The 23,345-nt window shown below is 64.3% G+C and carries 28 protein-coding genes and 3 pseudogenes; 18 read left to right on the top strand and 13 right to left on the bottom strand.

The features are described from left to right. Positions 1-101 precede the first annotated feature (101 nt). Entirely contained in the window at positions 102-467 is a 366-nt protein-coding gene (locus tag HSR122_RS11380; RefSeq protein WP_229109930.1) for a DUF5658 family protein, read from the top strand. A gap of 30 nt (positions 468-497) precedes the next feature. Here the strand turns inward: HSR122_RS11380 and HSR122_RS11385 are convergent, their stop codons facing one another. Together HSR122_RS11385 and HSR122_RS11390 are read right to left on the bottom strand one after the other, a co-directional pair. Continuing rightward, positions 498-1,397 carry a cobalamin-binding protein gene (locus HSR122_RS11385; protein ID WP_229112208.1) on the bottom strand — a complete coding sequence of 300 codons (900 nt, stop codon included), beginning with the start codon at positions 1,395-1,397 and terminating at the stop codon, positions 498-500. A 5-nt stretch (positions 1,398-1,402) separates the two neighbouring features. Beyond that, entirely contained in the window at positions 1,403-1,693 is a 291-nt protein-coding gene (locus HSR122_RS11390) for a DUF6432 family protein (protein ID WP_229109931.1), read from the bottom strand. A 97-nt stretch (positions 1,694-1,790) separates the two neighbouring features. Here HSR122_RS11390 and HSR122_RS11395 point away from each other — a divergent pair, with 97 nt between their 5' ends. Continuing rightward, the gene (locus tag HSR122_RS11395) at positions 1,791-2,546 is read left to right on the top strand and encodes a DUF7093 family protein (RefSeq protein WP_229109932.1); all 756 of its coding nucleotides are present in this window, start codon (positions 1,791-1,793) and stop codon (positions 2,544-2,546) included. A 41-nt stretch (positions 2,547-2,587) separates the two neighbouring features. Beyond that, on the top strand, positions 2,588-2,983 hold the full coding sequence (locus HSR122_RS11400) for a DUF5611 family protein (protein WP_229109933.1): 396 nt from the start codon (positions 2,588-2,590) through the stop codon (positions 2,981-2,983). A gap of 14 nt (positions 2,984-2,997) precedes the next feature. Here the strand turns inward: HSR122_RS11400 and HSR122_RS11405 are convergent, their stop codons facing one another. The 4 genes from HSR122_RS11405 to HSR122_RS11420 form a co-directional block, all read right to left on the bottom strand. After that, a complete protein-coding gene (locus HSR122_RS11405) occupies positions 2,998-3,873 on the bottom strand; it encodes a CheF family chemotaxis protein (protein WP_229109934.1) in 876 nt (291 codons plus the stop codon). A gap of 73 nt (positions 3,874-3,946) precedes the next feature. Next, positions 3,947-4,372, bottom strand: a complete 426-nt coding sequence (locus HSR122_RS11410; protein ID WP_229109935.1) for a DUF7112 family protein — start codon at positions 4,370-4,372, stop codon at positions 3,947-3,949. A 4-nt stretch (positions 4,373-4,376) separates the two neighbouring features. After that, positions 4,377-4,766, bottom strand: a complete 390-nt coding sequence (locus HSR122_RS11415; protein WP_229109936.1) for a 30S ribosomal protein S6e — start codon at positions 4,764-4,766, stop codon at positions 4,377-4,379. A gap of 61 nt (positions 4,767-4,827) precedes the next feature. Further along, positions 4,828-5,256 (bottom strand): dCTP deaminase/dUTPase family protein, encoded by a 429-nt coding sequence (locus HSR122_RS11420; RefSeq protein WP_229109937.1) that lies wholly within the window; start codon positions 5,254-5,256, stop codon positions 4,828-4,830. A 102-nt stretch (positions 5,257-5,358) separates the two neighbouring features. On the opposite strand from HSR122_RS11420, the gene HSR122_RS11425 reads away from it, so the two are divergent. Genes HSR122_RS11425 through HSR122_RS11435 form a run of 3 tightly spaced genes read left to right on the top strand, consistent with a single transcriptional unit; the run spans position 5,359 to position 7,918 of the window. After that, the gene (locus tag HSR122_RS11425) at positions 5,359-6,033 is read left to right on the top strand and encodes a helix-turn-helix domain-containing protein (protein ID WP_229109938.1); all 675 of its coding nucleotides are present in this window, start codon (positions 5,359-5,361) and stop codon (positions 6,031-6,033) included. Positions 6,034-6,091: 58 nt separating this feature from the next. After that, positions 6,092-6,994, top strand: coding sequence for a cysteine synthase A (cysK, locus tag HSR122_RS11430; protein ID WP_229109939.1), 903 nt, complete (start codon positions 6,092-6,094; stop codon positions 6,992-6,994). A 45-nt stretch (positions 6,995-7,039) separates the two neighbouring features. Then, a complete protein-coding gene (locus HSR122_RS11435) occupies positions 7,040-7,918 on the top strand; it encodes an inositol monophosphatase family protein (protein ID WP_229109940.1) in 879 nt (292 codons plus the stop codon). A gap of 15 nt (positions 7,919-7,933) precedes the next feature. Here the strand turns inward: HSR122_RS11435 and HSR122_RS11440 are convergent, their stop codons facing one another. Beyond that, positions 7,934-9,229 carry an alpha-amylase domain-containing protein gene (locus tag HSR122_RS11440; RefSeq protein WP_229109941.1) on the bottom strand — a complete coding sequence of 432 codons (1,296 nt, stop codon included), beginning with the start codon at positions 9,227-9,229 and terminating at the stop codon, positions 7,934-7,936. Between the two features lie 363 nt (positions 9,230-9,592). Between HSR122_RS11440 and HSR122_RS11445 the strand changes: the two genes are divergently transcribed. Then, entirely contained in the window at positions 9,593-11,485 is a 1,893-nt protein-coding gene (locus tag HSR122_RS11445; protein ID WP_229109942.1) for an NAD-binding protein, read from the top strand. A 52-nt stretch (positions 11,486-11,537) separates the two neighbouring features. On the opposite strand, the gene HSR122_RS11450 is transcribed toward HSR122_RS11445, so the two are convergent. After that, positions 11,538-12,884 (bottom strand): RNA-guided endonuclease InsQ/TnpB family protein, encoded by a 1,347-nt coding sequence (locus tag HSR122_RS11450; RefSeq protein WP_229109943.1) that lies wholly within the window; start codon positions 12,882-12,884, stop codon positions 11,538-11,540. 39 nt (positions 12,885-12,923) lie between these two features. On the opposite strand from HSR122_RS11450, the gene HSR122_RS11455 reads away from it, so the two are divergent. Next, the gene (locus HSR122_RS11455; RefSeq protein ID WP_229109944.1) at positions 12,924-13,067 is read left to right on the top strand and encodes a hypothetical protein; all 144 of its coding nucleotides are present in this window, start codon (positions 12,924-12,926) and stop codon (positions 13,065-13,067) included. A gap of 233 nt (positions 13,068-13,300) precedes the next feature. Here HSR122_RS11455 and HSR122_RS11460 read toward each other — a convergent pair. After that, positions 13,301-13,831 (bottom strand): annotated as a pseudogene (locus tag HSR122_RS11460) (IS110 family RNA-guided transposase); the annotation flags it as partial. Between the two features lie 71 nt (positions 13,832-13,902). On the opposite strand from HSR122_RS11460, the gene HSR122_RS14915 reads away from it, so the two are divergent. Beyond that, positions 13,903-14,427 carry an IS630 family transposase gene (locus HSR122_RS14915; RefSeq protein ID WP_267491203.1) on the top strand — a complete coding sequence of 175 codons (525 nt, stop codon included), beginning with the start codon at positions 13,903-13,905 and terminating at the stop codon, positions 14,425-14,427. Next, positions 14,396-14,926: an IS630 family transposase gene (locus HSR122_RS14920; protein ID WP_267491204.1), complete on the top strand. Its 531-nt coding sequence runs from the start codon at positions 14,396-14,398 to the stop codon at positions 14,924-14,926. The genes HSR122_RS14915 and HSR122_RS14920 overlap by 32 nt, the downstream gene beginning before the upstream one ends. Before the next feature lie 6 nt (positions 14,927-14,932). On the opposite strand, the pseudogene HSR122_RS11470 reads toward HSR122_RS14920, so the two are convergent. Beyond that, positions 14,933-15,412, bottom strand: a pseudogene (locus HSR122_RS11470) (IS110 family transposase); the annotation flags it as partial. A gap of 656 nt (positions 15,413-16,068) precedes the next feature. Between HSR122_RS11470 and HSR122_RS11475 the strand changes: the two are divergent. From HSR122_RS11475 to HSR122_RS11485, 3 genes are read left to right on the top strand one after another with little or no spacing between them, the layout of a single operon-like run. Then, the gene (locus tag HSR122_RS11475) at positions 16,069-17,406 is read left to right on the top strand and encodes an ammonium transporter (RefSeq protein WP_229109945.1); all 1,338 of its coding nucleotides are present in this window, start codon (positions 16,069-16,071) and stop codon (positions 17,404-17,406) included. Next, positions 17,403-17,756 (top strand): P-II family nitrogen regulator, encoded by a 354-nt coding sequence (locus HSR122_RS11480; RefSeq protein ID WP_324254639.1) that lies wholly within the window; start codon positions 17,403-17,405, stop codon positions 17,754-17,756. The genes HSR122_RS11475 and HSR122_RS11480 overlap by 4 nt, the downstream gene beginning before the upstream one ends. Positions 17,757-17,769: 13 nt before the next feature. Further along, positions 17,770-18,243: an Lrp/AsnC family transcriptional regulator gene (locus tag HSR122_RS11485; protein WP_229109946.1), complete on the top strand. Its 474-nt coding sequence runs from the start codon at positions 17,770-17,772 to the stop codon at positions 18,241-18,243. 558 nt (positions 18,244-18,801) lie between these two features. Here the strand turns inward: HSR122_RS11485 and HSR122_RS11490 are convergent. Continuing rightward, on the bottom strand, positions 18,802-18,936 hold the full coding sequence (locus HSR122_RS11490) for a 30S ribosomal protein S27ae (protein ID WP_229109947.1): 135 nt from the start codon (positions 18,934-18,936) through the stop codon (positions 18,802-18,804). Continuing rightward, positions 18,937-19,248, bottom strand: coding sequence for a 30S ribosomal protein S24e (locus HSR122_RS11495; protein WP_229109948.1), 312 nt, complete (start codon positions 19,246-19,248; stop codon positions 18,937-18,939). A gap of 107 nt (positions 19,249-19,355) precedes the next feature. Here HSR122_RS11495 and HSR122_RS11500 point away from each other — a divergent pair, with 107 nt between their 5' ends. Then, positions 19,356-19,628 (top strand): DUF7577 domain-containing protein, encoded by a 273-nt coding sequence (locus tag HSR122_RS11500; protein ID WP_229109949.1) that lies wholly within the window; start codon positions 19,356-19,358, stop codon positions 19,626-19,628. Positions 19,629-19,687: 59 nt separating this feature from the next. On the opposite strand, the gene HSR122_RS11505 is transcribed toward HSR122_RS11500, so the two are convergent. Beyond that, on the bottom strand, positions 19,688-20,875 hold the full coding sequence (locus HSR122_RS11505) for a threonine synthase (RefSeq protein WP_229109950.1): 1,188 nt from the start codon (positions 20,873-20,875) through the stop codon (positions 19,688-19,690). Between the two features lie 106 nt (positions 20,876-20,981). On the opposite strand from HSR122_RS11505, the gene HSR122_RS11510 reads away from it, so the two are divergent. The 4 genes and pseudogenes from HSR122_RS11510 (at position 20,982) to HSR122_RS11525 (ending at position 23,327) form a co-directional block, all read left to right on the top strand. Further along, positions 20,982-22,244: an NAD(P)/FAD-dependent oxidoreductase gene (locus HSR122_RS11510; RefSeq protein WP_229109951.1), complete on the top strand. Its 1,263-nt coding sequence runs from the start codon at positions 20,982-20,984 to the stop codon at positions 22,242-22,244. A gap of 23 nt (positions 22,245-22,267) precedes the next feature. Continuing rightward, a pseudogene (locus HSR122_RS14925) lies at positions 22,268-22,612 on the top strand (DapH/DapD/GlmU-related protein); the annotation flags it as partial. 24 nt (positions 22,613-22,636) lie between these two features. Then, positions 22,637-22,996, top strand: coding sequence for a helix-turn-helix domain-containing protein (locus HSR122_RS11520; protein ID WP_229109952.1), 360 nt, complete (start codon positions 22,637-22,639; stop codon positions 22,994-22,996). Beyond that, positions 22,980-23,327 (top strand): hypothetical protein, encoded by a 348-nt coding sequence (locus tag HSR122_RS11525; protein WP_229109953.1) that lies wholly within the window; start codon positions 22,980-22,982, stop codon positions 23,325-23,327. The genes HSR122_RS11520 and HSR122_RS11525 overlap by 17 nt, the downstream gene beginning before the upstream one ends. The last annotated feature ends 18 nt before the right edge of the window (positions 23,328-23,345 follow it).

Below are 23,345 nucleotides of genomic sequence, written 5' to 3' on the forward strand. Positions count from 1 at the left end.
TGACTCGTCTCGATCCCGTCGTTTCCATCCTTGATATCAAGATCAATAATAGAGGGGCGGAATTTATAAGCGATTTACTCGATCTTCTATGCGTATTACCGATGTTAGTCCGGCGCTTATCACGACCGAAACTCAGCGTTCACGTTTCCGAGTACGTCGGACTGGTCGCTGCGCTCGTCGCCGTCTGGGGAGTCGGTGACGCGCTGTCGACGCTGTGGGCGATCGAGGCCACGGGCTCGATCGGCGGCGAGGCGAACCCGTGGATCCGGGCCGTGCTGGCGCACGACCCAGCCCTGTTGCTCGTCGTGAAAACTGCCGTCGTCGCGGTCGTCGGCGGACTCCTGCTCTCCCAGCGGGAGTTCGTTCAGAGCGTGCCGGGCTGGCGGCTCTGGTTCGGGTCGTTGCTCGCGGTCGGGTCGATCATCGTCGCCGGGAACGTCTCCGTCGGCCTCGCCGCCGTGCTGTGATTTGCCGGACGTTCCCGCGTGCTCGTAGCGCTACTGTCCGAGCCGTCTCGCTACGTCTCCCGGCGGTTGCGGGAACGCGTCGGGATGGAGCAGTCCGGCCAGGTGTTCGGCCGTGTCGATCAGTCTCGGTCCCGGTCGGTTGACGAAGTCGTGCCCGTCGAGCGCGTACACTCGCCGCTCTCGGACCGCCGTCAGTTCGTCCCAGCCCGGGCGATCCGCGAGTTCGCGTCGGGCCTGCAGCGTCTGTTCGAGGTGGTAGCCACACGGCGCGGCCACCAGCACGTCCGGGTCCGTCCCGCGGATCTCGCTCCACTCGCGCGGCCGCGAGCGCTCGCCGACGGCCGCCAGCGGATACGTGCCGCCCGCCGCCTCGACGAGGTCCGGGACCCAGTGGCCCGCGACCATGACCGGTTCCATCCAGTCCAGGACGGCGACCGACGGCGTTTCGAGCGCGCTCGTCCGCTCCCGAAGCGTCGCGATTCGATCCCGCCACGCCGAGACGAGGTCGATGGCCGTTCCCTCGCGGTCTGTCGCTCGCCCGATCCGGCGCGTCTCCTCGTACAGATCCGACAGCGAGTGGGGATCGGTCGTCAGGATCTCCGTCTCCAGCCCGAGATCGTCGACGACGGCCGCGACGGCCACCCGATCGACCGCACAGACGTCACAGATCCCCTGCGTGATGACGAGGTCGGGGTCGAGGTCGGCCAGCAGTTCCGCGTCGATCTCGTAGAGGCCGCCGTCTTCCTCGGCGGCCGCGACCTGCTCGTTGATCGCGACGCTGTCCGCCGTCTCGTCGATGCGGGTACGTTCGACAGCCGGGATCGACCGGGCCGCCGGGGGGTAATCACACTCACTGGAGACGCCGACGGGCTCGATGCCGAGGGCGAAACAGATCTCCGTCGCGGCGGGTAGTAGTGACACAACGCGCATAGTCATCAGAACGGGAGCCGATCACGGAGCCAGGAGAGCGTCGAGTTCTCCTCGTGTTGATCGGGCCCGATGACGTTCTCGTCGGGAACGACGACCGTCCGCTCGTCCCCGTCGTCGGCGGAGATCAGGCCGTCGGCTTTCAGCTCGGCCAGCGCGTCCTCCAGATCGTCGATGTCGAGATCGACGTGCGACCGCAACTCGAAGACAGTCATCCCCTCGTCTGCCCTGTCGGCGAGGGCATCGAGCACCGCGACTTCGTCGTCGTCGCGGTCGCGGTACTCCGGCTTGGCTTGCATACCCGCCCCTTCGACCGCGACTCTCTTACGCTTGTTCCCCGGGCGCGCTGCTGTCCAAGCAGTACGCTTATAGTCCGAAGGCAGCCACGTATTGACAATGAGTCTCAAGTGTTCGATCTTCGGGCACGCTTTCGAGGAGTCCACCGTCGAGCGCGAGCGAGAAGAACAGGGCAGCGAGGTGGTCATCACGATCCGCGAGATCCAGACCTGCACGCGCTGTGGCGAGACGCGCGTCGTCTCCGAGAACAAGGAGGTCACGACGCTCGAAACGCCCAACGAGGTCGGGGCGGAGCCCGAGTCCGCTGACGCCGGAACCGACACGGCAGCCGACTCTGATACCGCCGACGTCGACACCGAGCAGACGGCCGACGAGTCCCCGAGCCCTTCGACCGCCGGGGGTTCGACAGACTCGGAGTCAGGCGGCGGGTTCGCAAGCGAGGAGCCGCCGGTCACCGACGACGCGGAGATCCTCGACGACGACTCGGAGACGCCCGAACGCGATCCGGGTCAGTGGCCACAGGAGGCCGGAGACGACTCGTCAACACCCGACGCTGGACCTGATATCGAGGAGGCCGAATCCGAGGGGGTCGACCAGAGCAAGACCGACGCCGAACTCCTCGACGACGATGTGACGGAGTCGTCCCCGCAGACCAACGAATGGCCCTCGGAAGACGAGATCGACGCCGCGAGCGATCCCGACACGGCCGGTCCCGGTGCGGTCACTGTCCCCGAGGGATCGTACGTCTGTCGGGAGTGCGGGTTCTCGACGCCGGCCGAGGAGTCGTCGCTTCGAGAGGGCGACTTCTGTCCGGAGTGTCACCGTGGGACGCTCGTCCATACCCAGGGGACCTAGAACGCGAAAAGAGTATACCATCGCCCGGCTAACGACCGCGCATGCGAGAGTACAAGATGCGGAGGGGCGAATATCTCTCCGACCGCATCCCGGACATGGAAGCGACCGTCGAGGAGTACTTCGGATCGATCTCCGGAACGGAGGAGTACAATGGCAACGACCTCTACGTCGTCGAGGACCCCGAGAACGCTGTCTTCGAGCGCGTCGTCGTCGGGACTGTCGAATACGGCAGCAAGAAGGACAAACTCGCGCTAGATATCATCGAGCGCCCCGCTGAGGAGGTCATCGCCTCGGGCGACGTCGAGGACGCCGAAGAAGCCGTCTCGCTCAAAAACGAGTTCCTGCTCGAAGCGACCGGCCGCGACGCAAAGGCTCGCCGCGAATCGATGAAGCGCGCTGTCGAGGACGAACCCGACAGCGTCGACGACGTCAGCTGATCCTGTCGTCCCCGCTAGTCGTTGACGTCCTCGAGGTGATTGTTGACGACAACGCGACCGGCGGGCGTCAACTGGAGTCCGTCCTCGCTGTCGGTCAGCAGTCCTTTCTGTTCGAGCCGACTGCGCAGCAGTTCGACCTCGCTCGCCTCCGCATCGAGGACGCCCGCCAGCGGAATCCCATCCATGTCACCGGTCGAGTAGACAGTCACCAGCAGTTCTTTCTCCACGTCCGAGATATCGACATCCCGGATTCCCTCCATGACCTCGCGGTACTCGCGCCGGAGGTACCGTCCGAGAATGTTCATTTTCCGGGGAGAGGGTAGTGCGGCGAGGGTAACGACTGCCTGCCCGTTTCGGTTGTGCGTCGTCGACAGGACCGGCCGCGTCGCGCCGGCGATCTCACGGTTGAGGCGTTCGAACCCGGTGACCGTCGCGAGTCGGATCGTGAACTCCCCGTCCTGTCTCTTGAATCGGATATAGCGTGGGTTCACGAACAGTTTCGCCGGCGTGAACGCCGCGTCGGTGACGCGACCGCCGATCCGGGCGGGGTGTTTGACCGTCGCCTCGGTCCCGTTGAGCAGCGCCTTGTACAGCACCGAATTGAACTTCTCGATCGTCTCGTCGTCGGCCTCGATGGCGGCGACGAACTGCCGGTCGTTGCGTTCGAACGCGATTGTCACCGTGGAGTTGAAGAAATCGCCCAGTTCGTCGGGCACCTGACCGACGGCGACGTCGACGATCGACGAGAGCGGGATCTGCGTCTTGCCCTCCTCGGCGACCAGCACCAGCCGCTTGCGGCTGAGGAGGACCCGGCCCTTGACGGGCTCGGACCGCGCGGACTTCTGGGAGTTGAACGACGCGACGAAGTCCGCGATAATCGATTCCGACATCCCTTGCTATCGAGTTCTTGTACCGGACGAATCTTGAGCGTTTCCATCGGTCGAGAAATACCGGTCGGCCGACCTAGCCGAACGAGTCGGCGATGTCCGACAGTGACCCCTGCGGAGGCTCGTGAACCGTGTACACGGCTCGTTGTCCGGGTTCGCGCAGCCCGTAGTGATAGCCCGCCGAAAGCACGTCCAGGAGCAGCGAGCGGCCCGGCTCGACCCCGGTGTCGTCGATCCAGTCGAGGAGGCGGTTCTCGTCGTCGCCCTCGCGAGCGAGGCGGGCGTTCTCGAAGGCACCGCGGAGATGCGCCGTCCCGTCCAGTCCCGCCTCGACGAGCGCATAATAGGCCCGCCCGTCGAGGGTGAGCCGCACGATATCGCCGTCACTGGCGTCGATCGACTCGGGGAGTGCGAGTTCCGGGCGCGAGGTCCGACCGGCGGTCCCCAGCGTGACTCGGTGGGTCTGGACCGTCTCGTGGTCGCTGGCGATCCGGTCGGCCATGTGCCTACTCGTCGGCCTTGCCCAGCAGTTCGGCGACGTCGCCGCTCCCGGCCTCGGCGATCGCCGCGTTGATCTGGCGGACCTCGTCGCTGATCTCGCGTCCGCGGACGGTCACGCGCTTGCGCTCGCCGTCGCGGGACGGTTCGTAGCCCACGCCACCCTTCAGCAGGACGGACTTGAGGTTCGGGCCGCGAACGTCACCGCGGAGCGGCCGGCCAGCCGTATCGGAGCCACCGGTAATCTCCAGGGAGTAGCCATCGAGCCCGACGGCACTGCCTGCGACCTCGTCGCCGATCTCTCGGCCCACGAATCGGTTTGCGTCCTGTCCGTCGACGTCGATCTGGTACGTTTCGCCGCTGTCGGGATCCGCAACGGCGACGGTGAAATCTGCCATGCCTGTATCCTGCCAGTCGTGCTTAAAAAGCCCGTCGAACCGCAACGACACCCCTGTCCAGTCACCGACGGTCGATGCCGACGATCGTCGAGACGCGGGCGTTCTCCTTTATGTTGATCCCGGCACCGCCGATCGACAGCGGCACGCGACCGAGCGACTGGACCGACAGCGTCGGGTGGAAGGCCCCGCGTTCGCGAACCGCCTCGCGGGTCTGGATTTCCGCGACCAGATCCGGCGGCAGGTCGAGCGACTCGTTGTATTCGATGAGGTACTGGCCCGAATCGAGGTGCCACCACTCGTAGTCGTCGTCGGGATTGCGTCGCGTCCGCTCGCAGGCCGTCAGCGCCGGAGCCTCGAGTTCGCCGCCGCCGAAATCGACACGGCCCGGCGCGTCGACCTCGTACGCCGCCGCGACGGTCAGATCGAACCCGCGTCCCTCCGCCTGAGTCGGTCCGTGAACGATGTCTTCGAGGAACTGCGTCGGATCCATGTCCGGGTCGACGACCGCCAGCGTGAAAAATTCCGGTCACGACCCCGGATCCGAACGATAATCCCTGCTAGTTTTCAGTCGATGGGAACGCACGCGAGGGTTATGGCCGGAACGCACCGATTGAAGGATACGATGTCCGGGATGCGCGCCGAACTCGAGATACCGGCGACCGAGGCCTGTCCCGTCGCCCGGTTCACCGAACGCACAGACGGGTCGGTCACCTCGGTTCGCCGCGCCAGAAACGGGGACGGGGAGTACACCGAGGAGTTCACCGCGACCGGGAACGTCGATCCGGACGCGTTCGACCAGGACCTTGAGTCCCTCTTCGAGTACCAGTCCGCGCAGGTCTTTCAGTTCACTCACGACCTGCGGGACTGCGTCTGTGAGTACGTCGAACAGCACGAACACCCCATCGCCGACGTCCGTGCGCAGGACGGCTCGCTCGTGTTGACGCTTCACCTGACGAACATCACCGATCTGCGCGATCTCGTGACCGATCTCCGCGAGCAGTTCGGGTCAGTACGCATCCGCTATCTGCTGCAGGTCGACAGCGACGAGGAAGGGACCGACGACGTCGTCCCGATCAACCGCGCCCGCCTGACCGACCGCCAGCTCGAAGTGCTGGAAACCGCCCACGAGATGGGCTATTTCTCCTACCCGCGCTCGGCTAACGCCACCGACGTCGCCAACGCACTCGGTATCGACGCCTCGACGTTCACCGAACACCTCGCGGCCGCCCAGTCGAAGCTCATGGACGAGATCCTGGCGACGCCATAAAAAGCCCGCTATATTTTAGGGAAACCTAATACAGCGGCTGATCCCGACTGTCTCGACGATGAACGTCGCAGCTGACGTGACGGAACTGATCGGAGAGACGCCGCTGGTTCGGGTCGAGTCGATCGCGCCGAACCTGCTTGTGAAGCTGGAATCGTTCAATCCCTATTCGGTCAAAGACCGGATCGCCCGCGAGATGCTCGATTCGGCCGCCGAGGCGGGCGAGTTGACAGACGAGACAGTTGTCATCGAGCCCACGAGCGGGAACACGGGGATCGGGCTGGCAGCGGTCTGTGCCGCCCGGGACCAGGAGTTGATTCTGACAATGCCCGAATCGATGAGCGAGGAGCGGCGCAAGCTCCTCCGCGCGCTTGGAGCCGAGCTGGAGCTGACCGACTCTGATAGCGGGATGAGCGGCGCGATAGAGCGTGCCGACGAACTCGCCACGGAATACGGGGACACCTTCGTCCCCCAGCAGTTCGACAATCCCGCCAACCCGAAGACCCACCGGCGGACGACGGGGCCGGAACTGGACGAGGCGACCGACGGCGATCTGGACGTGTTCGTCGCCGGCGTCGGGACCGGCGGGACGATCACGGGTGTCGGGACCTATTTCGAGCAAGCCGATACTGACATCGACCTGATCGCCGTCGAACCGGAAGACTCGGCGGTGCTGTCCGGCGGCGAGGCGGGCAGTCACGGCATCCAGGGGATCGGAGCCGGATTCGTGCCCGAGGTTCTGGAGCGCGATCTGCTGGACGAGGTCCGTACGGTCGGCAGGGACGACGCGATCGAGACGGCCCGACGACTCGCCAGCGAGGAGGGGATCGCCGGCGGGATCTCGACGGGCGCGAACGTCCACGTCGCCGCGGAGGTTGCGCGTGAACGACCGGACGAGCTCGTCGCGACAATCGTCTGTGATCCCGGCGAGCGGTATCTCTCGACGGACCTGTACGATGTCTAGTCCGCGTATCGATGGGCTTTCGCCCGCAAGCCGATAACGGGCAGTATGGACTACGAGAGAGAACTCGACGCGGCGATCCGGGCCGCGAGTGCCGGGATGGCAGCGATAGCAGACTGGCGCGGGGACGGGACCGAGGCCGGCGGGACCGACCTCCGCGACGCCGGCGAAACCGAGACCAAGACGAGTGTCAACGACATGGTCACGGCCGCCGATCAGGCCAGTCAGGACGCGATCCTCGAAATACTGACGTCCGCGTTCCCCGACGATAGCGTCGTCGGCGAGGAAGGAACGGGTGAACACTACAGCGGCCACGGCCGGGAGTGGGTCGTCGATCCGATCGACGGGACGGCTAACTTCGCCGTCGGCCTCCCGTATTACTGTGTCTCGATCGCGCTGGTCGTCGATGGCACCCCGCAGGTCGGGGTCGTCGCCTCGCCCCCGCGAGCGCTCGACCGGCTCTGGTACGGCGTCCGCGGAGAGGGTGCGTTCGTCCACCACGGAGTCGACGACGTGACCGACGCAGCCGACCTCGACGGGACTCCCCTCGCGGTCAGCGATCGGGACGAACTCGCCGGTGCAGTCGTGTTCGGCCGACTGAGCGAGCGCGACGCCGACGTCCGGGCGGTCGACGAGATCACGGTCAGGGAGGTCCTCGATCGGGAGGGGCAGTTCCGGCGGCCGGGCAGCGCCGCGATCAACCTCGCGCAGGTCGCGGCGGGCCACGCCGACGGCTATCTGATCCTCTCGATCCAGGAGTGGGACGTCGCGGCCGGTCTCCTGCTGGTCGAGGAGGCCGGCGGCACGGTCCGGCGACGCCCCTCCCGCATCGAAGACAGCTCTATCGAGGTGATCGTCTCGAACGGCTACATCCAGGCTGATCTCGAAGCGATCGCTGCCGAGGCGATCGAACAGGCCGAAACGTAGCAGACGCAGGTGCGATCAGGCCGGCGCGTAACAGACCCAGCCTTTCGCGGGGACGGTCAACTCGACCCAGCCGTCCTCGTCGGCCTCGATCACGTCACCGCTCCCGGTGTAATCCCGAAGCGTCGTCTCCTCCCAGCCGGTGTAAACCCACTCGGTGCGGGGACAGTCGGCCTTGTTGATCCCCGTCAGGAGATTCCGATAGCGCTCGTGGACAAACAGATCGCGATCGGCGTGGCGGACGAACTGCTCACCGTCCGCGAGTGTGCGCTTGATCCAGACGAGGTTCGACAGCCACTCGGCGTCGTAGTCGACGCCCTCGGCCGTGGCGTAGTTGGTGTACACGAACGGGTAGCCCGGGGCCGTGAGGATAAAGGCGTAGGCCAGCCGCGAGAGCTGTGGCGGCCCCTCGTCGTGGTTGGCGACGAAGGTTGCGGCACTGTCAGGGTCGCGCCCGAGCAGCGAGTCCTCGTGCTGGAGAGCCCCCTCCAGCCAGCGGAGGTCCCCGCCCTCGTGGAAGGCGTCGTGCATCGTGAAAAAGAGGGGGTAGTCGAAGGTACGCATCCCCGTGTCGGCGTAGGCCTCCAGGAAGTCGGTATCGCCGTCGAAGACCTCGCCGACCCGGAAGAAGTCGTGTTGGTCGGCCCAGTCGTTGAGGAACTCCTCGAAGTACCACATCGGGACATGCTTTGCGGCGTCCCAGCGGACCCCGGCACAGCCCGTCTGGGCGATCTTCTCGACGTACGCCCGGAGGTGACGGGTGACCTCCGGGTTGGTCTGATCGAGGTCCCACAGGTCGAACAGCTGCATCGTCGTCCGACCGCCCTCGTGGGGGTGGTGGTAGTGGTCCGGGTCGTCGAGGTGCGCGTAGGTTCCGTCGCCCGGATCGTCCGTCGCGGTGTGGTTGACGATCGCGTCGATGTAGACCTCGACCTCGCCAGCCTGTGCGTTGGCGAGGCGATCAACCATCGCCTCGAACTCGGACTCGGTGCCGAGCGGCGAGTCCCACGTGAGGTGGTCGCGAGGATTGTAGCCGTTGCTATCGGGCGTGTTCGGCTCCATCGGCGGCTGGACCCAGACAGCGCTGTACCCCGCCCGGGCGATCCGGTCGGCCTCACGGGCAATCCGCGTCCAGTGGTCCCCTTCAGGCCCCAAGTCGTCGTCGTAGTCGAAATACTGCAGTCCGACTGGCTCGCCCGTGGCCGGCGTCCGCTCGTCGGGGAGCGATACGCCGGTTGAGAACCCCGCGACGTCGCTTGCGTTCCAGTCAGTCGCCTCGTCCGACACTGCCGTGCCCCGTCTGTCCCTGTGCATGAGTATCGATCCCCGATCCCATGGATCGGGGCATGACACCAACCTACGTGCCAGGGGGCATATATGTCTTTCATCAATTATCTATACTGATAGGAGTGGAAAAACCTGCCAACCCACGCTGACGCCGTCGTACTGACATCTGGCAGATACTATGTTCATTTCGCGTGTGTTCCAGAAGCGAGAAAGACGATAGGTCAGGGGAACGAACACGAAGGGGCAGGGGGTGGTCTCATACTGCCGGCTGTAACAAACTGAAGGAATTCGCCACCCCAGGGTGGCGAATATCTTTACGAACGTACAGCAGGCAATATCACTCCGTTTTTTGCCCTGGGGTAGCGAACAAGCAACCATGGAGCGTGCTCGATGAGTGCCGGATCGGCGACGCTGATCGCACTCGTTGCAGGGATCATCGCGCTGGGCGTGCTCGCACAGTTGCTCTCTGCCCGGCTGCAGCTCCCGAGTATCATCTTTTATATTTTCGCCGGGCTCGCGCTCGGACCGGCCGCGGAGCTGGCGCTCGACACCAGAATCGTGTCGCTATCGACGTTCGGCGGGGAGACGACGCTGTCGGCGGTCGTCGGGCTCGCGGTCGCCATCATCGTCTTCGAGGGGGCTTTTCACCTGCAGGTCGACCGGATTCGCGAGGCACCGACGGCGTCGTTTCGACTGGTCACGGTCGGTGCGGCGATCGCGCTGATCGGAACGGCGGTGGCCGTTCACCTCGTGTATCCCGAAGTCGGCTGGGGGATCGCGTTTCTGATCGGCGCGCTGCTCGTCGCGACCGGCCCGACCGTGGTCACGCCCATCCTGCAGGTCGTTCCCGTCCGCGATCGGGTGTCGGCCACGCTCGAAACCGAGGGCATCATCAACGACGTGACCGCGGCGATCCTCGCCGTCGTCGTTTTCAAGGTGATCGTCATTCAGGGCGAGACGCCGGCGGACATCCTCACCGAGTTCATGGCCCGTCTCGGTCAGGGGCTGCTCGTCGGGGTAGCCGTCGCTGGCGTCGTCTACTACCTGCTTCGGTACGTCGATCTCTCGCCCGGCGACGCGCCGCGAAACGCCCGACTGCTCGTGCTCGCCGGTGCGCTCGTCGCGTACGCGGGCGCGAACTTTCTGGCCGGCGAAGCCGGCGTGGCCGCCGCCGCGACCGCCGGCTTCCTGCTCGGCAACGCAGACGTCCCATACGAGGGGGACATCGTCGACTTCAAAGGCGATATCACGCTGCTGGTCCTGTCGTTCGTGTTCATCATTCTCGCTGCGCTGCTGGAACTGGACGCGCTGGCCGACGTCGGGTGGGACGGGTTGCTGGTCGTGGTCGCGATTGCGCTCGTGCTTCGGCCTCTGCTGGTGTTCGTCTCGCTGGCGGGCGACCGGTTCACCGTCAGCGAGAAGCTGTTCGTCGGGTTTGTCGGTCCACGCGGTATCATTCCTGCATCCGTGGCAACGCTCTTTGCCCTCCGGTTGCAGGAACTGGGGGCCGTCCATGAGGCGAACGTGCTGCTCGGCGTCGTGTTTCTCGCTATCTTGCTGACTGCCGTCTTCGAAGGCGGACTGGCGCGGTACATCGCGGAATACCTGGACGTGATACCAATGCGAGTCATCATCGTCGGAGGCGGGAGAGTGGGCCGTGCGCTCGCCGACCGCCTCCAAGAACGCGGAGAGAACGTCGTCTTGATCGAAGACGACGAAACAGTCGTCGAACAGGCACGCAACGAGGGCTACACCGTCGAACACGGTGACGGCACCGACACGGACGTCCTCCGGTCGGCCGGGGCAGACGCTGCGAAGATCGTCGTCGCTGCGACCGGTGACGACGACGCGAACCTGCTGGTCTCCCAGCTCGCGTCCACGAAGTTCGACGTCGAAAACGTCATCGCGCGAGCGAACAACCCCGACAACGTCGAACCGTTCGAGCAACTGGGCGTGCAGACGATCTCCTCGTCGTTGGCGACCGCCTGGGCGATCGACAACCAGATCGAGCGTCCTGCGCTCTCTCACTGGATGACCGATCTCGATCGGGTCGGCGACGTTCAGGAGGTCGAACTCAGGAACCCGGCGCTCTGCGATCGCCCTGTCCGGGAGGTCGGACCGGAACTGCCGGACACCTGCCTGATCGCGCTGGTCTGTCGCGACGGCGAGGCCGTCGTCCCGACGGCAGACTACACGGTCCACGATGGCGATCGACTCACGCTTCTGGGCCGGACCGAGGCGGTCCGCGAGGGAATGGCTCTCTGTCGCGGCGAGGACGAATGACATCCTCCGCGCCGTAAACGGCGCGGTTTCCTCTCCGACGTGGGAGTCTCGGCTATGCCGATTCCCCGGAGGCAATATTCCCGTCAACGTGGACGGTACTCGGGTCTGTGCGCTGTTCTTTGGGATTTGAAGAAGCGTCTGTGGTTGAACGCCATTGATGATTGTCCCACTCGAACCGCACGGGCCGTGCCATCGGCCTGACTGCCTGTTCTGTCTGCCGCTTCAGGAACGTTTCTGAGGCTGTGAGGTCGGCGTGACCCTCGAATCCACACGGACAGGTGAGTGTATCCTGATGCCGTGTCGTTCGGTCTGTACCGCCGCACTGCGGGCACTCTTGGCTGGTCCACGCCTCTGACCGCACTTCGACCGAGATGCCGTATTCTTCGGCGGTACACGCCAGTCGTTCGGTGAATTGCTTGAACGCCCAGAAGTTGTGTGTCTTGGCGTTCACCCTGACCGACCAGTGCGTCTCCAGCACGTCGGTCAAGCCACCGATATACACTGTGTCCACGCCCTCGGCGTACAGCCGTTCCAGTAGGTCACGACACAGTGCTTCTTGGGCGTGGTCGCGGCGACGAGTCCGTTTCCGGTACAACCGCCGGATACGCTTGCTACTGTACCTGCCTTCTTCGAGTTTCGACTGCAACCGGGCAATTTCTCGCGTCGTCTCACGGAAGCGGTCGAACAACTCCCGGCCTTCGTACAGATATTGCTCGCCGGTCGTGGTGGTACAAGCGACGAGATTGTTCGCACCAATATCCAGAGCGGCTGTTTCGGAAGCCAGTGGAGTGTCCCGTGCATCATCAGAAACAGTCACGGGCTGCGAAGCTCGGAAGGTGCTGTCTGTCTCGTCGTACCACAGTTCTAGTCGGCCTTGGTCTTCGTAGTCGGGCCAGTTCGGGTCGCCAACGATTTCCAGCCGGAGACGACTTTTCGGGCTGTTGTGCCTGTCACGGAGTTGTTTGCCGACAACCATCTCCAGCCGGGAACGGTCGCCCCATTCAACGGTGTAGGCGTCCTTTCGGACGACGCCTTTGAGAACACGTCCGTCGTCCTTGTTCCCACGGAAGCCCGGCGGTTCCGGGTGTTCCGTGACCGATGTGTTCGATTCGTCGTGGTACGCCTTCTTGTTCTCGAAGAACGACCGCCACGCTTCGGTGTTTGCTCGCCGGACAGTTTGAGCGGTGGACGCGCCGAGAACGGCTTTGTATTTGCCTTCGAGAGCGCCAGTGTCGGCGTCCCATACGTCGCCCTCGAAGCCGTCCTCGTCGTTGTAGCGCATGAGGCGCTGGTAATTGATCTCGTTCCAGAGAGCGGCAGACGCATCCAACAGGTCGCGTAGGACCTGCTCACCGTCGTCGGTGAGCGGTCGCACGGCGAACGTGTTGGTGCGCTTCATCCAAAGTATAATTAGTCCCAATATCTAATAAGTCCACCGATGAGGCCAAACATCGACATTGACTGGGCAATCCACGGACGAATCAAAGACTACGCAGAAGCGAACGACCTGACCCTCTCGGAAGCCTATGCAAAAGTGTTAGAAGCTGGTCTGGAAGCGTTGGAGACGCAAGACCAGCAGTGACGTGGTGGTTTCTTACCGGAGCTTACGCGATTCACCTATGGAAACGCTGCTATCTACACAAACCACCGTTTTCGGTAAAATGATTACGCCGTCTTGGAATCTGCTACTGCCACAGCCGACAGGCGGTCCATATCGTGATGCGGTGCGGTCGCTGTCTGGGGAGAGCAGTCGCTCACGGAGGGCCCCGGCCGGCCACTGAGGGCCGCCCGCCCGGCGGCCCTCAGCTCCCTCGTCTACGCGCTCACACCAGGTGGATCGTATACTTCGCCTCGGTCAAGCATGTGGTACATCGACACCAGCATCTTTCGAGCTGTCGCCACGATTGCTTTCTGTGAGTTCTTCCGGCTAGCTAACCGCTCGTAGAACCGACTCAGATACTCGTCGTTACAGGTGTGGACAGCAGTATGAGCGGCCTGAACGAGCAGCCACCGAGCTCTTCCTGAACCACGTTTCGAGAGTTCACCTTCGATCCGCGAGTCGCCTGACTCGCGGATCACTGGATTCAACCCGACGTAGCTGACGACTTCTTTGTCACCATCGAACCGCCCAATCTCGCCTAATTCGGCGTAAATCGTCAACGCCGTATAGTAACTCACACCAGGAATCGTCATCAGCAGCTGGGTCTCCTCCAGAGACCCAGCGCGTTCTTCGATTGTCTCTTCGAGATTCTGTATTTCGTCGGTGAGCGTCTCTATCACTTCGAGGTATGACTCCAGCACCGATTCCCACGGCATCGGGAGCGAGAGTTCCCGGAGTGGTCTGCGAAAGAGTTGACTCTTCTGGAAGCGTATAGCTCTCGATGAACACAAGCCAACGCGGAGAGTTAGTGCGGCATTTGTCGGAAGAAGAGCTCGAGCAGGCTATCGAAGATGCACAGTCGGCGGACGAGACCCGTCTCGTCCGGCGGCTGTGTTTCATCAAGAATCTCTATCAGGGCGATACCCGCAAGCAGGCGGGCCGACGCGTCGGAATCTCCCGATCTACGACGCGTCGATGGGCTCGCGCGTGGAATGATGACGGTGTAGAGGGACTCCGCCCGCGCTTCGGCGGCGGCCGGCCGCCGAAGCTCACTCCCACGCAGTTCGATGAACTCTGTGGTATCCTCGAAGAGGATCAACCCTGGACACCGCAAGCCATTCACGCCCTAATCGAAGACCGCTACGATGTCACCTACCACCCGGCGCATCTCAGCCGGAAACTTCGTGCCGCGGGCATGAACTACGCCAAGCCGCGGCCGATGGATCCGCGTAGTCCGGCTGACGCAGATGAGATTCTCGCCGAGCGCCTGACTGAGGCGCTCGGCGAGGACGACCACGATACCGAGGAGGATGATCCCGTCGTGTTGGGGTTTTTTCGATGAAGCGTGGCCTCAACCGTTCGAGAATTCACAGCGACTCTGGTCGTTTGATCGGACGGTCACGATCGCAAAACCGCTAGTGACGTTTCCATGGCGGTCGATCGGTTTCTACGCGCTGACTGGTCAAAGTGTGATTACGTTCAAAAAGCGGTTAGTCAAAGAGACGATCGTTGAGGCGTTAGAGGAGATCCGCGAGCAGAATCCGCGGGGCCGGATTCTGCTCGTGGCCGATAACTACGGCTCTCACCATGCGAAACTCACACAGCAACGGGCCGACGAACTCGGCATCGAGTTCGTCTTCATTCCGCCGTATTCACCGACATTGAACGCAATCGAACCGCTCTGGAAAGACCTCAAACGAGACATCTCTCCTGAAATCTTCGATGACAAAGACAACTTTCGAGAGTTCCTCACCGAGACATTCCACCGGTTGAGTCAGCAGGTCAGCTTCGCTAGTGATTGGATCGAGACGTTCCTCCCAGATGTCCAGAAGTTACGCTGACCACTCCAGGAACTCTCGTCCCTCTTGGGTCAACGGCTTCACATCTTCGCTGATGCCGTGATCAGAGAGGAGGCCGTGGACCTTGTTGGCATACTCCGTCCGGTGTTCGACTAACGACTGTCGCCCGCGCACGAGTGCGCGGGCTTCCCTGATCTCGTCGGTCGGAACATAACTCTCAGGCACCGAGTTCAACCGCACCATCCGCGCGAGTTCTTTGGCGTCGACGCGATCAGTCTTCTTGTCGGTGTCAGCGATCTGGTTCAGTTCCTTCGGGTGGGCAACAGTCACGTCCAAATGTTCCGACAGCGTATCGTGGATGTGGTAGTAATTGCTGGTCGCCTCTATCGCGGCTTGTGCGCCAGCGTACCGCTGGGCGAGATCGTCGAGGTTCGCGTTCTCGACGCGAACCTCTTCGACAATCTCTCCAGCCTCGTCCATCACTGCCACCTGTGCGTACCGTTTGTGGACATCGATTCCGAGGTACATGGTTTGTTCACCCGGGACGCCAGTGCGTGAAGCAGAGATTCACCTATTCGGGCTTTCCCGGGTGCCGCGCCGCGCGGCACCCGGGCTGTAACGCCCATGACTCGGCTTCTTTCGCACACGGACCAGTCACTCCCACGTGCTCTGAGGCACGGAATCGCGTTCGGTCTCTTGCGCCCCATATCTTGTTTCACGCTCTCATGGAGTAGCAGCGTTTCCATCGAGTCACGCCCGCCCTGTTCGCTCCTCGGTTCCGACTAAGCGTCGGAACGCTCGTCACTCACGGGAAGGGCGGGATTCTCTCGCTGAATCAAGATAGCGACCCACGGGCAGTTCCTGCGACACCGTCCCTTTCGAGGCGAGCGCGCGCGCGCCGAATTTTCCCCCGATATCCGCGATCGAGGCCCGACGTCGGTTGACAAACGTCCACATTCCGCTGTGAAGAGGCCAGTGAATATTGATGTCCGATGCCCTTAAACACATATTAGTCTACCCAATATTGAACGATCGTATAGAAATCCGACCCAATTTTATCGATCCTGTAGCCAATCCTTATGTACCAGTCTTTCTTGGCCTCTCCCGTGAGACAAACGACGAACGTAGGCTTGAACGACGAGAAGTTGGATGAAGAACAATCAAAAACCGATATAGATTGAAATATGATCGAAGCAATACCACTGCAGGTCGAACCGAGCGCGATCACCGACGCCGTCAACAACACGTGGATCCTGACGGTGTCGTTCCTGATCTTCTTCATGCACGCCGGCTTCGCGATGCTGGAGGCAGGTCAGGTGCGGGCGAAGAACGTCGCCAACCAGCTGACGAAGAACTTGCTGACCTGGAGCGTCGGCGTCACGGTGTTTTTCTTCATCGGGGCCGGCATCTCCGGGCTCGTCGGCGGCGATCCGTTCACGTCGTCGCTACCGTACCTCGCCGACGACGCCAGCGGATACATCGGCTGGCTGTACGGCGCGGTCTTCGCCATGACGGCAGCGACCATCGTGTCGGGCGCGGTCGCCGGCCGGGCGCGACTCCGCGCGTACATCACCTACACGTTCCTGCTGGCGGCGATCATCTACCCCGTCGTCACGGGAATCACCTGGGCGGGCGCGTACATCCAGATCGGCGAGGCCGGGTTCCACGACTTCGCCGGCGGGATGATCGTCCACGGGGTGGGCGGCATCGCTGGCCTCACTGCGGCGTGGATCCTCGGACCGCGCATGGATCGTTACAACGCTGACGGGTCGGCAAACGTCATCCCCGGCCACTCGCTGACCTTCGCCGTCCTCGGGACGCTGATGCTGGCCTTCGGCTGGTACGGGTTCAACGTCGGGACGGCCGCGGCGATGTACGAGACCGAAGCGGGGCTGATGGCGTACAACGGCGCAGTACTTGGACGAGTCGCGATGGGAACGACGATCGCCATGGCCGCCGGCGCGATGGGTGCCGGACTGGCCGCCTGGTACCGGACCGGCAAAGTCGACACGCTATACGTCGCGAACGGCCTGCTTGCCGGCCTCGTCGGCATCACGGCCATTCCCGACACGACCCACTACCTCGGTGCGCTGGCGATCGGCGGACTGGCGGGCGCACAGCTCCCGATCGTCTTCAGCTTCGTCGAGAAGCGCATGAAGATCGACGACGTCTGTGCGGTCTTCCCCGTCCACGGGAGTGCGGGAGTTCTCGGGACGCTGGCGTTCCCGTTCGTCCACTACGATCTGGGCGTCCCGCTCGCGGAAGCCGCGCTCACCCAGTTCGTCGGTGTCGTCGTGATCGCCGCCTGGACGGTCGGCGCGACGGCGGTCGTCTGGTACGCGCTGAAAGCTCTCGGACAGGCCCGTGTCACGCCCGAGCACGAACGCGAAGGGCTCGACATCTCCGAACACGGCGTCGATACCTACCCCGAGTTCGGTGACGAGGAAGGTGTCGTCGCCGACGGCGGCCGCGTCCGGACCGACGGCGGCGTCTGCTGCACCACGCGAGGTGATGACAAATGAGCGATACCGGGATCAAGATGGTCGTCGCGGTGATCCGCCCCGACAAACTCGGGGACGTGAAACAGGCGCTGGTCGAGGCCGACGCGCCCTCGCTAACGGTCACGAACGTGTCGGGCCGCGGCTCCCAGCCGGCAAAGAAGGGGCAGTGGCGCGGCGAGGAATACGTCGTCGACCTCCATCAGAAGGTCAAAATCGAGTGTGTCGTCGCCGACACGCCCGTCGACGACGTCGTCGAGGCGATCAAAGACGGCGCACACACCGGCGAGAAAGGCGACGGCAAAATCTTCGTCCTGCCGGTCGAGGACGCCGTCCAGATCCGAACCGGCGAGGAAGGTCCCAAAGCCGTCTGACCGATCGCGTGAGATGACACTGACTGACACTGACGAGCCGTTGAGCGATGACGACCGGGCAGTGCTCGACGCACGGATCCGGGACGCCCAGGCGGACGCCGAGGCCATCGCCGTCGAGACGGGCATCGCGGCCGACCGCGTCGAGGCGAAACTCGACCGCTTCGAAGACGCCGGCGTGATCGACGGCTACACGGCCCGTCTCGATTACGGCGCGCTGGGGTACGACGTGACGGCCCTGTTCCGGGTATCGGTCGCCGACGAGTCGGCGCTTGATCGGCTCCGCGACCAGTCCCGAGTCGTCGCACTCTATGCGGTGACCGGCGGTGACGACGCCGTCGCGATCGGGAAGTTCGAGGACACCGACGCGCTCAACGCGGTCGCCACCGAACTGCTGACCGACGACGCCGTCCGCTCGCTGACCGTCACCGTCGTGCGGGACGTCCTCCGGGAGTTCGAACCGACGATCCCCGACGACGGACCGTCCTGACACTGCCGGCGATACCATTTGATTCGGCACGACTCTGTGCCGAATGCCTTTCCCGGCGTGCAGCCGACAGTATGACTTCACGAGTCGGCTGTTGTCACCGCATGACCCTGGGCTGGACTGTTCGCGGATAACACCGCTCACGAGTCCACTGTTGTCACCGCATGACTCCTGGCTGGACTGTTCGCGCATGAACGCGCTCGTGAGTCGGCCGTCGTCACCGCATGACTCCCGGCTGGACTGTTCGCGGATAAAACCGCTCGCGAGTCGGCCGTCGTCACCACATGACTCCCGGCTGGACTGTTCGCGGATAAAACCGCTCGCGAGTCGGCCGTCGTCACCACATGACTCCCGGCTGGACTGTTCGCGGATAAAACCGCTCGCGAGTCGGCCGTCGTCACCACATGACTCCTGGCTGGACGACTCGCGCATGAACGCGCTCGTGAGTCGGCCGTCGTCACCACATGACTCCTGGCTGGACTGTTCGCGGATAAAACCGCTCACGAGTCGGCCGTCGTCACGGATGCCGAAAAAACACTCCCGCCTATCGGCGGAACGGCGTCACTGCCATTCAGTATACCCGCACTTCCCACAGTGGAGCCGGTCGCCGTGATCGGCCAGGAACGCGTCGCCACACCGGGGACACTGTTCGCGGTCGGTCGTCCCGTCCTCGCCGTACAGTTCGTAGTGCGCCATCTATGCCTCCTCCGCGGCGGTTTCCTCGCCATCGGTGGCGATTTTGTTCCGTTCGAGCATGTGCTCCTGTTCGACATCGAGGGCGGCCTCGGGGTCGTCGTAGACCTTGGCGTAGCCGACGGTCTTTCGCATCCCGAACTTCGTGTCGAGCTTGTGGACGACGACCTCTTCGGCATCCTTGTTCAGCTTGGCCGCGAGCGAGTCCCGGACCGACAGCCGCGAGGGCGTCGCGTCCTCGTGGGTCATCTCGAACCGGATGTCCGTCCTGTGCAACATGGGGTTTTCCGTCTCTTCGATAATGTCGACGTCCATAGTTCGTTGCCCGTAACTTCCCTCCGAAATACCTAAAAGGATTTCGAAGCGGCAGACGACCGACGCGCGCCCAAACACCCAAGTGTCGTGGCAACGAATAACAATATATGCCGGGAGCCTGGGTCTGGATCCTGGTGTACGTGCTGGCGTTCGCCCTGTTCCAGCTGTTGCTGTATCGCTATCTGCAGGGCCAAGAGCGGCCGCCGTTCGAGCAGGCGACGCCGGACTACGGTGACACCGAACGAGCGCGCCCCCGGACTGCCGTCGCCGGCGTTGAGACCGACGACGGGGAGATGATTCGCTGTCCCCGGTGTGGGACCTACAACGAGCGCGATCCGGCCTACACCTACTGCAAGGAGTGCGTCCAGCGACTGCAGTGACGGGGCCTCGCCTCGGGCTGTCCGGGGCCAGTATGGAGCGCGTGCTGGGTCGACTCCCCTCAGATTCCCTTGCTCATCAGGTGGCTCCGGAGCACGTCCGACTCCCGGTTTCCCGCCGCGGGGTTGACGAGCACGACCGTCTCGTCCTCGTCGAAGACGCCCCGCTCGGCCAGTTCGATCGCGCCGCTCGCGGCCGCTCCGCCGGCCGTTCCGACCTCGACGCCCGCCGTCTGTGCGACCTCGACGGCCGCTTCCAGGATCGACGAATCCGGTCTCGCGAGAGCCGAGCCGCCGCTCTCGCGGACGGCCTCGAGCACGAGTCGACTCGCGGGCGGGTCCGCGATTTCGAGCCCCCCGCAGATCGTATCGGGGTGTTCGACCGGTTCGTGCTCGGTACGGTCGTTCTCGAACGCCTCGGCGATCGGCCCACAGCCGTCCGGCTGGACGGCGTGGAGTGCCGGTACGGCGTCGATCCAGCCCAGGTCGTCGAGTTCGCTGGCGGCCCGGGCCAGTCCGACGAGGCCGACGCCGCTCCCGGTCGGATGGACGACGTGATCGGGACCGCCCCAGTCCAGCCGTTCGGCGATTTCGTAGAGAGTCGTCTTCGCGCCTTCCTGTCGGTAGGGCGTCTCGAACGCCGCGAGCGAGTACCACGACGTTCCGGATCTGGCGTCCTCGAACGCGGTGACGGCGTCGTCGAACCGCCCGCCGACGACGGACAGCTCGCCGCCGTGGACGTTGGTCATCGCCTTGGCGTCGAAGCCCGCTCGCGACGGGACGAACACCTCGGCGTCGAGGCCGGCGCGGGCGGCGTAAGCGCTGGTGGCCTGTGCGGCGTTGCCGGTGGAGGGCAGCGCGACCGTCGTCGCGCCGTGCTGTTTCGCGGCGGTCACCGCGAGTGCCGCACCGCGGTCGGCGATCGACCCCGTCGGGTTCGCGCCCTCGTCTTTGATCAGGACGCGCTCGACGCCCAGTCGCCGTGCCCAGCCGGGCGCGTCCACAAGCGGCGTCGTTCCCTCTCCCAACGTGACGAGCGTCTCCCGGGGGAACGGCAAGACGCCGGCGTAGCGGGCAAGTCCGTCGAGGGGTTGTGCCGGCAGTGCCTCGCGGTCGAGGTCGACCGTCGAGTGGTCGTAGGTGACCTCGAGCACGCCGCCACAGTCGGGACAGCGACGTGTGGTCTCGAGGTCGTGTCTCGCCCCGCAGTCCGTACAGCGCAGGCCGCGGCAGGCCGCCGTCGTCTCCATGCCCGGCTCTCGGGGTGCTACCGACAAAGCCCTGTCCGTCCCCGATCGGGTGCCGCAGGGACAGTCCGTCGCAGTCGTTTTGTGCCCGCCGCCCGCAGATAATGGCATGACTGACGTCGCCGTGGCTGGCGGTGGACTGGCCGGGCTGGTCGCCGCGCGCCGCCTCGCAGACGACGGCCACGACGTGGTGCTGTTCGAGCGCGAAGAGACCGTCGGCGGTCGCGTGCGGACGACCCGCACCGAGGGGCTGACCCTCGACCGGGGGTTTCAGGTGCTCTTTACCGCCTACCCCGCGGTCAAGCGGGAGCTGAACCTGGACGCGCTCGACCTCCGGTCGTTCACGCCCGGCGCGACGATCGCGCGATCGGGCCACCGGTCAGTGCTGTCCGACCCGTTGCGCAACCCCCGCGACGGGCTGGAGACGCTGTTCAACCGCGAGGTCCGGACGGCCGACAAGCTCCGGACTTTCAGACTCCAGCGCGAACTCGCCCGGACCGAGCCGGGGGAGCTCCTCGATCCGAACCGCCCGGCGACGACGATCCGCGAGTTCCTCGCCGACCGCGGGTTCTCGAAGGCATACGTCGAACGGTTCGCCGCGCCCTTCTACGGCGGGATCACGCTGGATCGGTCGCTCGCGACCGATTCGCGGGTGTTCGAGTACACGTTCAAGATGCTCTCGGAGGGGTCGATCGCGATCCCGGCCGGCGGCATGGGCGAGATATCCCGACAGCTGGCCCGGCGCGCCGAGGCGGCCGGCGCACGGATCGAGACCGGTCGGGAGATCACGGCTGTCGACGGCGACGGCACGGTCGAACTCCCCGGGGAAGCGATCGAGGCGGACACCGTCGTCGTCGCGACCGACCCGCACACTGCCCGGGAGTTGACCGGCGTCGACTCGATTCCGACGGGTGCGAAAGGCTGTGTCACGCAGTACTACACGCTCGACAGCTACGCGGAACTGGACACCGGGAAGAAGCTGCTGCTCAACGCCGCGGACGGGCGACCGAACCAGATCGCGCCGCTGTCTGCCGTCGCGCCCGAGTACGCGCCGGAGGGGACGCAACTGCTGAGCGCCACCTTCCTCGGCGAGCAGGACGCCAGCGACGAGCGACTGGCCGAGGAGACGCGCGAGGCGCTCGCCGCGTGGTACCCCGAGCGCGACCTCGGTGGAGTGGAACTGCGCCACACCGCCCGCATCGAGTTCGCGCAGTTCCCCCAGCCACCGGGCTTTCTGTCGTCGCTTCCCGATCCGGATGCCCCCGACGGACCGGTCGTCCTCGCCGGCGACTACACGCGCTGGTGTTCGATCCAGGGCGCGCTCGAGAGCGGTCGGCGTGCGGCCGACCGCGCCCGAGGGAAGCTGCGATGACCAGCGAGAAAGCGAAGATGCTCGTCGGCGAGGACTTCTTCGCGAACTTCGGCTGTGTCTTTCTGGACGTCTGTGAGATCCGATTCGGCGACCAGTGCATGCTCGGTCCCGGCGTGCACGTCTACACGGCAACCCATCCACTCGACGCGGCCGCTCGCACCAGCGGCACGGAGCTCGGCGACCCCGTAGAGATCGGTGATCGCGCCTGGATCGGCGGGCAGGCCGTGATCAATCCGGGCGTGACGATCGGCGACGACGCCGTCGTGGCGGCAGGGGCGGTCGTCGTCGATGACGTGCCGGACGGCGTGGTCGTGGGCGGGAATCCGGCCCGCGTGATCCGGGAGATCGACGAGCAGCGAAGAAATTAATACATCCAGTACGCATCAGTACATATGCCGATCAGTGCCGACCGGTTCGACGAGATCGACGACGACAGTACCCCGACTCCGGGGACGAACGCTCACGAGATTCTCTCGTTTCTCGAAGCCAATGCCGATCAAGCGTTCACCCGAAGCGAGATCGCAGAATCAACCGGGGTCGCTGATGGGTCCGTGGGACCGACGCTCGTTCGCCTCCGCGAGGCCGGGCGGGTCGACCACCGGGGTCACTACTGGCGCGTCAGCGACCACGTTCGAAGCGTCACCGCTGCTACGGGCCATGCAGACGCGGTCGCAACAAGCCACGAAGACGAACCGATAGCATACGACGAATGGCAGGACTACGCGGTCGATCCGCGTGAAGATCGTGACTAGTCGCTATCGACAAGGCGATGTCTTCTGGGCGCCGGATCCCTTTCGAGAGGGGACGAACCCGCGACTCTGGTTGGTCCTTGCCACAGACAGCCTCCCGTTCCCGGACGAAAAATACCTCTGTGCTGCGCTCACGACGAGCGACCTCCCGGCAAATCACGAAGTCGGAGACGACTGGATCGCAGGCCGCCATCCCGACAAAACGTCGTACTGTTCACCGTGGGTTGTCGGGACGGTCAAACACCGCGCGATCGCAAATCCGCAGGGGAAGATAACGACCGAGTTCACTGAGCACATGATCGATCGTTGTGAAGACTTCTTGCGCGGGACGTAGCCCCGACCAGCAACAGCT

It is taken from the genome of Halapricum desulfuricans (genome assembly GCF_017094525.1).
GTDB classification, from domain to species: domain Archaea; phylum Halobacteriota; class Halobacteria; order Halobacteriales; family Haloarculaceae; genus Halapricum; species Halapricum desulfuricans.